Genomic DNA, 12832 nt, shown 5'->3' with positions numbered 1-12832 from the left:
TCTGCGCAAAACGGGACGTTCAGCCCCTCGAACGGCGCTCTCCCGGTGTGTGGCGGGCGTGTTTCGACTCACCCGTGCAGCCCCTCCGACCTGCGAATACCCGCCTTCCGAGGCCCCTCGCAGCACGTTCCGGTTACTGTTGTCAAGCCCCGAGATATGCCCTGACCTGCGAAAACGCCATTCAGAACGGCCCGTTCCCGTGTTAGCATGGATAGCCACGGAAGGGGTACCTGTCACATGACGTTCAAGGTTGGCGACACCGTGGTCTATCCCCATCACGGGGCCGCGCTGATCGAGGCCATCGAAACTCGCCAGATCAAAGGCGTGGACAAGACCTACTTGGTGCTGAAGGTCGCCCAGGGCGACTTGACTGTTCGTGTGCCAGCGGACAATGCGGAGTTCGTCGGCGTACGCGACGTGGTTGGTCAGGACGGGCTGGACCGGGTCTTCGAGGTGCTTCGCGCACCGTATGCCGAAGAGCCGACGAACTGGTCCCGTCGCTACAAGGCAAATCTCGAGAAGCTCGCTTCCGGTGATGTGATCAAGGTTGCCGAAGTGGTGCGCGACCTGTGGCGGCGTGAGCGCGAGCGCGGGCTTTCCGCCGGTGAGAAGCGCATGCTCGCGAAGGCACGCCAGATTCTGGTGAGCGAACTCGCTCTCGCGGAAAACACCAATGAGGACAAGGCCGAGGCCCTGCTCGACGAGGTGCTCGCGTCCTGACGACGCTGTGTGTGGGTCAAGCGTGTGAGGGTCATGCATGCGTGGGTCACGCGTCCGCCGGCGAAGTGGCCGACGCAGCGACGACATAGCAATGCCGACGTAGTAATGCCGCGGTGCCCGAGTGACGACCGCTTCCCAAGCGGAGTGGTCTGTTGCCGGGCGCTGCGGCATATCTGCTGGCGAATCGGCGATTCATGACACGACTCATGAACCTCGCCGAGGACCGCCGACTCACTGTGGCGTGCCGGGCCCGGGCAGCTGTCTCGAACCGTGTCACGGAAGGGTCCGGTCGAGGCGTCGCGCCCGGCACTCCCCCAGACTCCAGGAGCAGGGGGCACCCCCAGGCCATACCCACCCCGCCCGAGGAAACAAACCTGTCTGCGCCAATTCCGGGCTCGCCCCGGACTTCGGAGTCATCGATGTCAGATCCCTCCCGCCCGGTCCGCACCGCCGCGGTGATTCCCGCCGCCGGCCGCGGTGTCCGGCTCGGTCCCGGCACTCCCAAGGCACTGCGCACACTGGGCGGCACTCCCATGCTGGTGCACGCCGTCCGCGCGATGGCCGCCTCCCGTGCCGTCTCGCTCATCGTGGTGGTCGCCCCACCCGACGGCGCCACCGAGGTCAGCCGCCTCCTGCACGAGCATCCGCTCGCCGAGCGCACCGACCTCGTGGTCGTCCCCGGCGGACAGACCCGCCAGGAGTCCGTACAGCTCGGTCTGGCGGCGCTCCCGGACACCATCGAGGTCGTGCTGGTGCATGACGCCGCGCGCCCGCTGGTGCCGGCCGACACGGTCGATGCGGTGGTCGCCGCCGTCCGGGCCGGTGCGCCCGCCGTCGTCCCCGCGCTGCCGCTGGCGGACACCGTCAAGCAGGTCGACCCACAGCCGCCGGGCACGCCCGAGCCGGTGGTCGGCACCCCGGAGCGGTCCCTGCTGCGGGCCGTGCAGACCCCGCAGGGCTTCGATCTGGCGACGCTGCGCAAGGCGCACGACACCGTCGTCGAGGGCGAGGGCGCCACGGACGACGCCGGGCTGGTCGAACGGCTCGGCTCGCCGGTCGTGGTCGTCCCTGGCCACGAGGAGGCGTTCAAGGTGACCCGGCCGCTGGACCTGGTCCTGGCCGAGGCCGTACTCGCCCGCAGGAGGGCCACCGATGGCTATGTCTGAGCAGAGCGCGCCCCGCCCGGCCGCCGAGCCCCCCGTGCTGCCCCTCGTCGGCATCGGCACGGACGTGCACGCCTTCGAGCAGGGGCGTGAGCTCTGGTGCGCCGGGCTGCTGTGGGACGCCGCGGAGAGTGACGGATACGGCCTGGCCGGCCACAGCGACGGCGATGTGGTCGCACACGCCGCCTGTGACGCGCTGTTCTCGGCGGCCGGCGTCGGCGATCTGGGTGCCCACTTCGGCACCGGCCGCCCCGAGTGGTCCGGCGCCTCCGGCGTGACCCTGCTGGCCGAGGCCGCGCGGATCGTCCGGGCCGAGGGCTTCACCATCGGCAATGTCGCGGTGCAGGTCATCGGCGTACGCCCGAAGGTCGGCAAGCGGCGGGACGAGGCGCAGAAGGCGCTGTCGGCGGCCGTCGGGGCGCCGGTCTCGGTCTCCGGGACGACCTCGGACGGGCTGGGGCTGACCGGCCGCGCCGAGGGCCTGGCCGCGGTGGCCACCGCGCTCGTCTTCCGTACGGCCTGACGTCCCGGCCCGGCGCGAGGCGCGTGGCGGCGCCCGGCATTCCCCCGGATGGCGCGGGAATTCCGGGTGCCGCACGGCTGTTGGGGGAGGATCGGAGTGTTCGTGTCCACCGGCTCGGCCCGCAGGAAGGACCCCTCGTGACCGCCACCCTGTCCGACGACCTCAAGCAGCTCCTGGACTCCCCGGTCTTCGTGACCGTGGCCACGATCCAGCCCGACGGCAGTCCGCAGGTCTCCCCGGTCTGGGTGAAGCGGGACGGCGACGATCTGCTGTTCTCGACCACCCTCGGCCGCCGCAAGGAGGCCAACATCCGGCGCGACCCCCGCGTCTCGGTCGTCATCCAGCCCTTCGACGCGCCGTACACCTACGCCGAGGTGCGCGGCGCCGCCTCGCTCAGCACCGAGGGCGGTCAGCAGCTGATCGACGAGCTGTCGCAGAAGTACACCGGCAAGCCGTACGCCGACTTCAACCCCGCCGCGGGCGGCGACGCCCCGCGGGTCGTCGTCCGGATCACCCCGCGCAAGGTGGTCGGCAGCATCTGACGGCGGCGCCGGCCCCGCCGCGCTCCGTCGGACACTTCCGGCGAATCGGGCGGTTGGCGCCGATCCCTTCCCCCGTGGCCCTGTGGGTCGCGGGGCACTGCCTCGTTCCGACTACCCTGGTTCCGTGACGATTCGCCTGTACGACACCAGCGCCCGGCAGATTCGCGACTTCACCCCGCTCGTGCCGGGCTGTGTCTCGATCTACCTCTGTGGTGCCACCGTGCAGGCCGCCCCGCACATCGGGCACATCAGGTCGGGCCTGAACTTCGACATCATGCGCCGCTGGTTCGCCTACCGCGGCTACGACGTGACGTTCGTGCGCAACATCACGGACATCGACGACAAGATCATCAAGAAGTCGGCCGAGCAGGGCCGCCCGTGGTGGGCGGTCGGCTACGAGAACGAGGTCGCCTTCAACGCGGCCTACGACGCCCTCGGCTGCCTGCGCCCGGCCTATGAGCCGCGCGCCACCGGCCACATCCCCGAGATGATCGAGATGATGCGCGGCCTGATCGAGCGCGGGCACGCCTACGCCGCCGACGGCAACGTCTACTTCGACGTGAAGTCCTTCCCGGGCTATCTCCAGTTGTCCAACCAGGAGTTGGACAACCTCCTCCAGCCCTCCGGCGAGGGGGAGACCGGCAAGCGGGACCCGCGCGACTTCGCGATGTGGAAGGCGGCCAAGGAGGGCGAGCCCAGCTGGGAGACCCCCTGGGGCCGCGGCCGCCCCGGCTGGCACCTGGAGTGCTCGGCGATGGCGCACAAGTACCTGGGCGCCGCGTTCGACATCCACGGCGGCGGCATCGACCTGATCTTCCCGCACCACGAGAACGAGATCGCGCAGGCCAAGGCCTTCGGCGACGAGTTCGCCGCGTACTGGACCCACAACGCCTGGGTGACCATGAGCGGCGAGAAGATGTCCAAGTCGCTGGGCAACTCCCTGCTGGTCTCGGAGATGGTCAAGCGCTGGCGCCCGATCGTGCTGCGCTACTACCTGGGCACCCCGCACTACCGCTCGATGATCGAGTACAGCGAGGACGCGCTGCGCGAGGCCGAGTCCGCGTTCGCGCGGATCGAGGGATTCATCCAGCGAGTCGTGGAAAAAGCAGGGAAGGCCGTCGAGCCGGCGGCCGAGGTGCCGCAGGCGTTCGCCGAGGCGATGGACGACGATCTGGGCGTCCCGCAGGCGCTCGCGATCGTGCACACCACCGTCCGCCAGGGCAATTCCGCACTGACCGCCGACGACAAGGAGTCAGCGGTGGCCCGGCTGGCCGAGCTGCGGGCGATGCTCGGTGTGCTCGGTCTGGACCCGCTCGACGAGAGCTGGGCCGGCGGCACGGACCGCGGTGCGGACCTCCACGGCGTCGTCGACTCCCTGGTCCGCCTCGTCCTCGAACAGCGCCAGGCCGCCCGCTCCCGCAAGGACTACGCCACCGCCGACGCCATCCGCGACCAGCTCCAGCAGTCCGGACTCGCCATCGAGGACACCCCCTCCGGCCCCCGGTGGTCGCTGTCCTGACCCCCCTCCCGCCCTTCGCAGGCCACCCGGATTCGACCGTCCCGGTGGCCTCGGGCGACACTCATTCCATACGTTCGTACCCACTCCACGTCGCGAGACGTCGAGAGCAGTGAAGAAACAGGTGACCCATGGCCGGCAACAGCCAGCGCAGGAACCGCCGCACGTCCAACAAGAAGGGCGCGCAGGTCGGCAGCGGCGGCAAGCGGCGCCGGAGCCTGGAGGGCAAGGGCCCGACCCCGCCCGCCTCCGCTCGTAAGGGACACGTCAAGAACCGCGTCGCCAACGCCCAGGCGAAGCAGGCCGCGGCGCGCCGCCCGGCGCCGCGCCGCGGTGGCGCCAAGGGCACCGCGGAGCTGGTCGTCGGCCGTAACCCGGTCTTCGAGGCGCTGCGCGACGGCGTGCCCGCGACCACTCTCTATGTCCAGCAGTTCATCGACAGCGACGAGCGGGTGCGCGCCGCACTCCAGCTCGCCTCCGAGCGCGGCGACATCAACCTGATGGAGGCGCCGCGTCCCGAGCTGGACCGGATGACCAACGGCCTCAACCACCAGGGCCTGGTCCTCCAGGTCCCGCCGTACGACTACGCGCACCCCGAGGACCTGGCCGCGGCCGCCTTCGACAACGGCGACGACCCGCTGATCGTCGCGCTCGACGGCGTCACCGACCCGCGCAACCTCGGCGCGGTCGTCCGCTCCGTGTGCGCCTTCGGCGGCCACGGCGTGGTCGTGCCGGAGCGCCGCGCGGCCGGTATGACGGCCGGTGCGTGGAAGACCTCGGCGGGCACCGCGGCCCGGACGCCGGTCGCCCGCGCCACCAACCTGACCCGGACCCTGGAGTCGTACCAGAAGGCCGGTCTGACGGTCGTCGGTCTGGCCGCGGACGGCGAGCTGGAGCTCCAGGACGTCGCGGCGCTGGACGGCCCGGTCGTCATCGTGGTCGGCAGCGAGGGCAAGGGCCTGTCGCGGCTGGTCGGCGAGACCTGTGACGTCCGGGTGCGGATCCCGATGCCGGGCGGCGCGGAGTCGTTGAACGCCGGTGTCGCGGCCGGTGTCGTCCTGTGGGAAGCGGCGCGCCGCCGCGGCTGAGTCCTGGTGCCCCGGGGTGGTCGGTACGTACCGGTGCCCCACCCTGGGGCAAGGCCTGACCCACGGTAGGTCTTTGCGCTATCCCGTGATCTTTTTGACGGGTCTCGGACAGATCGACCCGGTCAAGGCAGTGTCTTAAGCGCGGGTCACTCGGTTAGATGAGCGTGGACACCAGAACACCCCGCACGCCTACGGGGGGACGCTCGCCGGGCTTCGATGACGAGCCGGGCCTGAGCTCGGTCAAGGTGCCGTGCGATCCCGCGCAGGTCATCGTCAACCACGCCAGCTTCCGCGTACAGCTCGCCGAGCCCGTGGCGCGCCACGCCGTGGACACCGCGCGCATCCCCGCCCTCCGCAGCCCGGCCGCCGGTGCCAGACGCCGGGCACCCGTGGTGTGGAGCGGCCGCACCGCACCGGGCGGCACGGCAGGCGCCACCAGCCAGCTTCTGCACGCGGTGCGCGACGCGGGCATCGGCCTCGACGGCGGCCAGGCCGAGGACGTCGGCACGACCCAGGTCCTGCCCCGGATCCGTCTCGGCGACGGCGCCCCCGCCCAGACCGTGATCGGACAGCGCGGCCCCGCCGACGCCGACTCCCTGCTGCGCGGCGTACGCCCCGTGGGCGGCGCATACGACAGCGATCCCTACCGGAACCCTCCCTACCGCGACCGCGGCCGGTTCGACGACGGCTACGACGACGACCGCTTCGAGGCACCGGACGGCTACGACCCCGGCGCCAAGCGGCGTGGCGCCGAGTCCGTGCGGCATGCGTACTACCCGGGCCGCCGGATGAACCTCGGCGTCGTCCTCCTCCCGCTGCGGATCTTCCTCGGCCTGATCTCCGTCTACGCCGGTATGGGCAAGCTCTGCGACCCCGTCTACTTCGACGGCGGCGAGCGGGGCTCGATGGTCAAGTGGCTGCAGGCGCTCGACCCCTGGGCACTGGCCGTGCCGTTGCGGGACTTCGCCGTCTCGCACCCGGTCGGCGCCGGTCTGACCGTCGCCTTCCTCCAGGTCGTCGTCGGCGTCCTGACCATCTGCGGGCTGTGGCAGCGCGTCGCCGCGTCGATCGGCGCCCTGCTGTCCGCGGCGCTGCTGATGACCGTCAGCTGGCGCACCATCCCCGCCTACGACGCCCCCCACATCATCTACCTCGCCGCCTGGAGCCCGTTGATCATCGCGGGCGCCCCGGTCTACTCCATGGACGGCCGGCTGGCCGGCGAGGCCTGGCGGCGGCTCGGTCCCCGCGTCGAGGTCGCCGACCTGCGGCGCCGGGTGCTGCGCCGCGGCGCCATGATGACCACGATGGTGGCCGGACTGACCCTGCTCATCGGCTCGCTGCTGGGCGGCGCCGTGCGGTCCGCCACGGTGGCGACCGTCCCGCGGCCCGGCGAGCCCGCGATCAACAACCTGCCCGGCTCCCCGCTGCCCCGCCCCAAGCACACCGCCCGGCCCGGCAAGCGGCACCCCGGCAGCGCTGCCCCGCGCCCCGGCACGCCCTCCGCGGACGCCTCGCGCAAGGCCCACAAGCCCGGCACCCCGTCCGCCTCGGCGCCCGGCACCGGCCGGTCGGCGGGCAGCACCAGTGGCCTCTCCCAGCAGCCGGGGGCGACCACCAGCGCGCCGCAGCAGACCGTCCCGACCCGCCGCGCCCCGGTACCGAGCCGGGTGCCGACCAGCGCGGGCGGCACCGGCGGCGGCACCACCGGCACCGGAAGCTCCGGGAACGGCGGCTCCGGAGGCGACTCCAGCCGCGGCGACACCCTCGGCGGCCTCCTGGGCTGACCGGCTTCCCGCCGCCCGCACCTGTCCCCGATCGCCCCGCTCGCTCCGTACGGCCGTATCCACCGGCGGGTACGGGGAGGGCGGGGTGGTCGGGGACTGGCCTGTGTGGGAGCGGATCCGTACGGGACAGGCGGGTACGGGAGCGTGGTGGCGGGGGAGCGGTGAGGGCGGGGAGCCCGGCGACGAGGAGGGCGTGGCGGGCGAGGGAGGCGGAGAGCGCGGCCACGGACGGGTGTGAGAGCCGACCGCTTCAGGGCGGGGCCCGCGCGGGCGGCGGCTGCGGTCAACGGCCTCAAGGGCCTGCTGCGGCCTTCACGGCCTCAGTGGGCTCCGTGGCCTCGTCTCAACGGGTCCCACGGCCCCTCCACGCCCTCCGCTGCCTCAACGCCCGTGCGCGCTCAGCTCCTTGGCGGCCTCGGTGAGGTCCTTGGCGGTGTCGATCGCGCGCCAGTAGGCACCCTGCGGGAGCGGGAAACCGGCCAGCCGGCGTTCGCGGGCGAGGCGCGGGAAGGTGGTGCGCTCGTGGTCGCCGCGGGTGGGGAGCAGGTCCGTGAAGGCGGCGGAGAACACGTACACGCCGGCGTTGATGAGATACGGCGACGGCGGCGACTCGATGAAGTCCAGGACATGCCCGAACGCGTCGGTCTCCACGGCACCCCAGGGGATGTGGGGGCGGGCCAGCGCGAGGGTGGCCTCGGCGTCACGCTCGTGGTGGAAGGCGGCCATCTCACGGAGCGGGAAGCGGGTCCAGATGTCGCCGTTGGTGGCGTACCAGGGCTCGTCCGGGCGGGGCAGCGAGCCGGCCGCGTATTTGAGCCCGCCGCCGCGGCCCAGGGGCTCGGTCTCGACAACGGTCGTCACGCGCAAGGGGAGTGGGGCGTCGGCCAGCCAGTCCTGGAGGACGCCGGCGAGGTGCCCGCAGGAGACGACCACGTCCGTGACGCCTTCCTCGGCCAGCCAGTTCAGCTGATGGCCGATGATCGGGGTCCCGGTTCCGGGGATCTCGACCATCGGCTTGGGGCGGTCGTCGGTGTACGGGCGGAGACGTGAGCCCTGGCCGCCGGCCAGGACCACGGCCTGCGTGGGATGAGGATGCTGGGCACCTGTCATGGTGCGCACCCTATGCGGTGCGCGCGGGGGTCACTGGGCGGCGGCGACGCCGGTGGCGAAGGAGGTGTCGCAGACCGGGCGGGAGAAGGCCTGGGCGCGGTGTGCGGCGCCGTACTTGGCGACCGCGGCACGGCCGAGGTCACGGGCGATGGACGCGCAGTGCTTGGCCAGCGAGGGCCGCTTGGTGGTCGCCTCCTGGAGGTGGGTCAGGGCGGTGCCCGGATCCTTCTCCTGGAGCTCGACCAGGAGGCGCTGGCGCAGGGCCTCCTCCGGGGCGAGGTGCGCGGCCTTGGCGGCGCTTCCGGTGGACGCGGTCAGCACCTGTGAGTCGGTGGCCGTCGATGCCCAGGGGACGCGGGTGACCGCGAGGGTCCCGGACAGCACGAGGACGACGGGAAGGACCAGGGCGAGAGTTCTGCCGATGCGGCGGGCTGCGGAGTTCACGGTCGAGATGGTAGCGAGGAGTGATGATTTGGCGACATTTGGTCACCTTATCGAGGGACGCAATGGCCCGTCAGTGCGGTACAGGTGTTGACGTACTGGTAGGAAAAGCCCGGTTATGTCCCTGTAGCGGCGATGCCGCGCAGCCGGGCAGCACAGCGGCGGCGGTACCGAGTTCTTCCCCGGACCGCCGCCGCTCTCACGCGATTCCCGCCCCGTTGTCAGGCTGTCAGTCGGTGAGGCGCTCACCGGAGGACGTCGAGAAGACGTGCGTCTCGCCCGGGCGCGGCACGACGTGCAGCCGGGCGCCCTTGGCCGGGACCTGGCGGCCGTTGACCCGTACGACCAGGTCCTTGACCTCGCCGCCGACCTCCGCGGCGCCGTACACGTAGCCGTCGGCGCCGAGCTCCTCGACGACATTGACCGTGACGGCCAGCCCGGCCGGCGCGTCCGCGGTCTCCTTGGACAGCGACTTCGCGGCCTCGCCGTTCTGCTCGACGATGTCGAAGTGCTCGGGGCGCACGCCGACCGTCACCGTCCGGTCACCCTTGTCCGCGGCCGCGGCCAGCGCCTCGCGGTTGACCGGCACGACGCTGTTGCCGAACTTCACACCGCCGTCGGTGATCGGCACCTCCACCAGGTTCATCGCGGGCGACCCGATGAAGCCCGCCACGAACAGGTTCGCCGGCCGGTCGTACATGCTCCGCGGCGAATCGACCTGCTGCAGCAGCCCGTCCTTGAGCACCGCGACCCGGTCGCCCATCGTCATGGCCTCGACCTGGTCGTGCGTGACGTACACCGTGGTGATGCCGAGCCGGCGCTGGAGCCCGGCGATCTGCGTACGGGTCTGCACCCGCAGCTTGGCGTCCAGGTTGGACAGCGGCTCGTCCATCAGGAAGACCTGCGGCTCACGGACGATCGCCCGGCCCATCGCGACGCGCTGCCGCTGACCGCCGGACAGCGCCTTGGGCTTGCGCCCCAGGTACTCGGTCAGGTCCAGGATCTTGGCCGCGTCCTCGACCTTCTGCCGGATCTCGGCCTTCGGCACACCGGCGATCTTGAGCGCGAAGCCCATGTTGTCCGCGACCGTCATGTGCGGGTAGAGCGCGTAGTTCTGGAACACCATGGCGATGTCCCGGTCCTTGGGCGGAAGGTGGGTGACCTCGCGGTCCCCGATGCGGATGGCGCCTCCGTCGACGTCCTCCAGCCCCGCGAGCATCCGCAGAGAGGTGGACTTGCCGCATCCGGAGGGGCCGACCAGGACCAGAAACTCGCCGTCCTCGATGGCGATGTCCAGTTTGTCGACGGCGGGCTTGTCGGAACCCGGGTAGATACGGGTTGCCTGGTCGTACGTGACCGTAGCCATGGTGAAAAATCCCTTCACCGGCAGGAACGTGCCGGACGATCCGAGTAAAAGGAGTGGTGTAGTCCACTGATATGGACTCTCCGCGACGGTACCCGCGCCCGCTCCCGATGTCAGTAGGCCGGCAGTCACGAATTGGGGAACGGACATCCGTCGACCCTGGGTACACTGCTTCACGCGCGCCTCCTTAGCTCAGCTGGCCAGAGCACCGCTCTTGTAAAGCGAAGGTCGTCGGTTCGAATCCGACAGGGGGCTCTTAGCTTGAACAGGGACGAAGCCCCGGGCCGGTGGATGGCCTGGGGCTTCTGACGTCTGTGGGGGTGTCGGCGCGGGGCGGTCGTTCGGGGCCGGGTCGACCGGGGCAGCTGTGGATGCGGGTTTCCGGCTGCGGGGGGTTGTTTGCGCGTGGTCAGGGCGCCGGGGGCCTCATGTGTGGTCGGGTTTTCTCGACGGGGTCAGCCAGGAGTTTCCCTCGCGTGCGGCGGTGTAGATGCGCTCGATGTCGGAGGGGGTGAGAACGGGGGAGAGGCCGGACAGTTCGCGGGCCGCGTGGGAGCCGTCGATCAGGCGTACCGAGGGAGTCGCGGTGCGGACGGTCACCGTGGCGGCGCCTACCACGGCCAGTACGGGGTGGACCTCCACCGGGAAGCCACAGGTGTGGGTCAGGAGTCGTGCCGCTCTCCGTGCTTCGAAGAGGCTGTTGCGGACGTATGGGGTCGACTGGCCGTTGACCATGGCGGCGTGATCGCCCAGCCAGATCCTGCCGCCTCTGTGATGCTTGGTGTTGATGGTGAAAACACCGGGTGGTCCGATGGCCACGTGGTCGATGTCGGCGCCGCTCGGGAGCTCCACCGAGTGCAGGACGAACCAGCCGTCGCGCCGCAGCCGGTTCAAGCTCTTGCCCGCGATGCGCTCGCCCCGGAAGCCGGTCTCCCAGGGGCGTAATGCGGCGTCCAGCCCGAACCACCGTTTGAGCGTGCGGAGGAGGGGGCTCGGCTCGACATCTTCGATGCGACGTCGTAGCGAGGCGCCCGGCTTGTTGGTGGCCAGGTCTTGGCTCGGTGCCGGGGCGGCGACCGGTGGGGGAGCGGGGCGGCCTGGCGGGGCCGCGACGGGTGTGACGTCCGGCGCGGAGGTCAGGAACGGCGCCAGGGCGGACAAGGCTTCGGCGCGATAGCTCTCGTCGAGGATGTTGATTTTTCCGGTTCTGCAGTCGTACCAGGCCACTGCGGCCGCATCCGCTGCACGGTTCACGTACACGCGATCGTGTCCGTAGCGGCGCCACCGTTCCGTGCGTAAGTCCCCCACACAGCTCCCACCCGTCGGTTCAACTCGCCTCCAGGGGAGCACAGTCGGCGATGGCCGACAAGACGGCCCGGTCGGTGGGTCGGTGGGGGTGGGGCGGCGTAAGTTCGGCGGCATGGTGACTTCGATGACGTGTGAGGACTACGAGCGGCGGATGGTGCGGGCGGGGCGGGCTGCCGCTGACGCCGGGCTGGCCGGGCTGATCGTGACGCCGGGGCCGGATCTGACGTGGCTGTGCGGTTACCGGCCGACGGCGGTCACCGAGCGGCTCACCGCGCTGGTGATCGAGCCGGGGCGGCGCTCGCGGCTGCTGGTGCCCGTATTGGAGCAGCCGGACGCGGAGCATGCCGCAGGGGCCCGGGCGCTGGAGGTGTCCGGGTGGGCCGACGGTGCGGACCCGTATGCCGAGGTCGCCAAGTGGGTGGACCCGCAGGGGCGTTACGGGGTGTCCGACTCGACCTGGGCGATGCACCTGCTGGGCCTCCAGCGGTCGCTGCCGGGCAGCGCCTACGCGGCGCTGTCGGAGGGGCTGCCGATGCTGCGGGCGGTCAAGGACGCTCATGAGGTGGCGCGGCTGGCCGCGGCCGGGGCCGCCGCGGACGCGACGTACGAGGAGATCGTGCGGCTGCCCTTCGGCGGGCGGCGGGAGTCCGACGTGGCGGCGGATCTGGCGCGGCTGCTGCGCGAGCACGGACACAGCCAGGTGGACTTCACGATCGTCGGCTCGGGCCCGAACGGGGCCAATCCGCACCACGAGGCCGGGGAGCGGGTCATCGAGGACGGCGACATGGTGGTGCTCGACTTCGGTGGCCTCAAGGACGGGTACGGCTCGGATACGACACGGACCGTGCACGTCGGGCAGCCGGGCGCCGAGGAGCGCAAGGTGCACGACATCGTGCGAGAGGCGCAGCAGGCGGCGTTCGAGGCGGTGCGGCCGGGCGTCGCGTGCCAGGACATCGACCGGGTGGCTCGGAAGGTGATCAAGGCGGCGGGCTACGGCGAGTACTTCATCCACCGGACCGGACACGGCATCGGGGTGACCACCCACGAGCCGCCGTATCTGGTCGAGGGCGAGCATCTGACGCTGGTGCCCGGGATGTGCTTCTCGATCGAGCCGGGGATCTATCTGCCGGGGCGGTTCGGCGTACGGATCGAGGACATCGTGACGTGCACCGAGTCGGGCGGGCGGCGGCTGAATGAGACGGGGCGGGAGATGGCGGTGGTGCGGTAGGGGAGGGGGATAGGTGATGGGGATAGGTGATGGGGATAGGGGAGGG

12 protein-coding genes and 1 tRNA gene are annotated in these 12832 nt (G+C 71.2%); 9 read left to right on the top strand and 4 right to left on the bottom strand.

What is annotated here, in order from left to right; genetic code table 11:
* The first annotated feature begins 237 nt into the window (after positions 1 to 237).
* The 7 genes from OIU81_RS14680 to OIU81_RS14650 all read left to right on the top strand — a co-directional run bounded on the left by OIU81_RS14680 (position 238) and on the right by OIU81_RS14650 (position 7336).
* Positions 238 to 720: a CarD family transcriptional regulator gene (locus OIU81_RS14680; protein ID WP_003953493.1), complete on the top strand. Its 483-nt coding sequence runs from the start codon at positions 238 to 240 to the stop codon at positions 718 to 720.
* Between the two features lie 419 nt (positions 721 to 1139).
* Positions 1140 to 1886: a 2-C-methyl-D-erythritol 4-phosphate cytidylyltransferase gene (gene ispD, locus OIU81_RS14675; RefSeq protein ID WP_329147828.1), complete on the top strand. Its 747-nt coding sequence runs from the start codon at positions 1140 to 1142 to the stop codon at positions 1884 to 1886.
* On the top strand, positions 1873 to 2406 hold the full coding sequence (ispF, locus tag OIU81_RS14670; RefSeq protein ID WP_329147826.1) for a 2-C-methyl-D-erythritol 2,4-cyclodiphosphate synthase: 534 nt from the start codon (positions 1873 to 1875) through the stop codon (positions 2404 to 2406). Before ispD ends, ispF begins: the two co-directional genes overlap by 14 nt.
* Before the next feature lie 137 nt (positions 2407 to 2543).
* The gene (locus OIU81_RS14665; RefSeq protein WP_329147824.1) at positions 2544 to 2948 is read left to right on the top strand and encodes a PPOX class F420-dependent oxidoreductase; all 405 of its coding nucleotides are present in this window, start codon (positions 2544 to 2546) and stop codon (positions 2946 to 2948) included.
* 124 nt (positions 2949 to 3072) lie between these two features.
* Entirely contained in the window at positions 3073 to 4467 is a 1395-nt protein-coding gene (cysS, locus tag OIU81_RS14660; protein WP_329147822.1) for a cysteine--tRNA ligase, read from the top strand.
* A gap of 128 nt (positions 4468 to 4595) precedes the next feature.
* Positions 4596 to 5552 carry a 23S rRNA (guanosine(2251)-2'-O)-methyltransferase RlmB gene (gene rlmB / locus OIU81_RS14655; protein WP_329147821.1) on the top strand — a complete coding sequence of 319 codons (957 nt, stop codon included), beginning with the start codon at positions 4596 to 4598 and terminating at the stop codon, positions 5550 to 5552.
* Positions 5553 to 5710: 158 nt separating this feature from the next.
* Positions 5711 to 7336, top strand: a complete 1626-nt coding sequence (locus OIU81_RS14650; RefSeq protein ID WP_329147819.1) for a DoxX family protein — start codon at positions 5711 to 5713, stop codon at positions 7334 to 7336.
* A 381-nt stretch (positions 7337 to 7717) separates the two neighbouring features.
* Here the strand turns inward: OIU81_RS14650 and OIU81_RS14645 are convergent, their stop codons facing one another.
* The 3 genes from OIU81_RS14645 to OIU81_RS14635 form a co-directional block, all read right to left on the bottom strand.
* A complete protein-coding gene (locus OIU81_RS14645) occupies positions 7718 to 8446 on the bottom strand; it encodes a nucleotidyltransferase family protein (RefSeq protein WP_329147817.1) in 729 nt (242 codons plus the stop codon).
* Positions 8447 to 8476: 30 nt separating this feature from the next.
* Complete coding sequence (locus OIU81_RS14640; RefSeq protein WP_329147815.1) at positions 8477 to 8890, bottom strand: hypothetical protein; 414 nt, start codon at positions 8888 to 8890, stop codon at positions 8477 to 8479.
* Positions 8891 to 9116: 226 nt separating this feature from the next.
* Entirely contained in the window at positions 9117 to 10253 is a 1137-nt protein-coding gene (locus tag OIU81_RS14635) for an ABC transporter ATP-binding protein (protein WP_329147813.1), read from the bottom strand.
* A 178-nt stretch (positions 10254 to 10431) separates the two neighbouring features.
* Here OIU81_RS14635 and OIU81_RS14630 point away from each other — a divergent pair.
* Positions 10432 to 10505: transfer RNA gene (locus OIU81_RS14630), tRNA-Thr, on the top strand.
* A gap of 171 nt (positions 10506 to 10676) precedes the next feature.
* Here OIU81_RS14630 and OIU81_RS14625 read toward each other — a convergent pair.
* Positions 10677 to 11504: a nuclease-related domain-containing protein gene (locus tag OIU81_RS14625; RefSeq protein ID WP_329147811.1), complete on the bottom strand. Its 828-nt coding sequence runs from the start codon at positions 11502 to 11504 to the stop codon at positions 10677 to 10679.
* Between the two features lie 178 nt (positions 11505 to 11682).
* Between OIU81_RS14625 and OIU81_RS14620 the strand changes: the two genes are divergently transcribed.
* Positions 11683 to 12786, top strand: a complete 1104-nt coding sequence (locus tag OIU81_RS14620) for an aminopeptidase P family protein (RefSeq protein ID WP_329155157.1) — start codon at positions 11683 to 11685, stop codon at positions 12784 to 12786.
* Positions 12787 to 12832 lie beyond the last annotated feature (46 nt).

The organism is Streptomyces sp. NBC_01454 (assembly GCF_036227565.1).
Lineage (GTDB): Bacteria > Actinomycetota > Actinomycetes > Streptomycetales > Streptomycetaceae > Streptomyces.
This window is presented reverse-complemented; position numbering and strand designations above follow the sequence as displayed.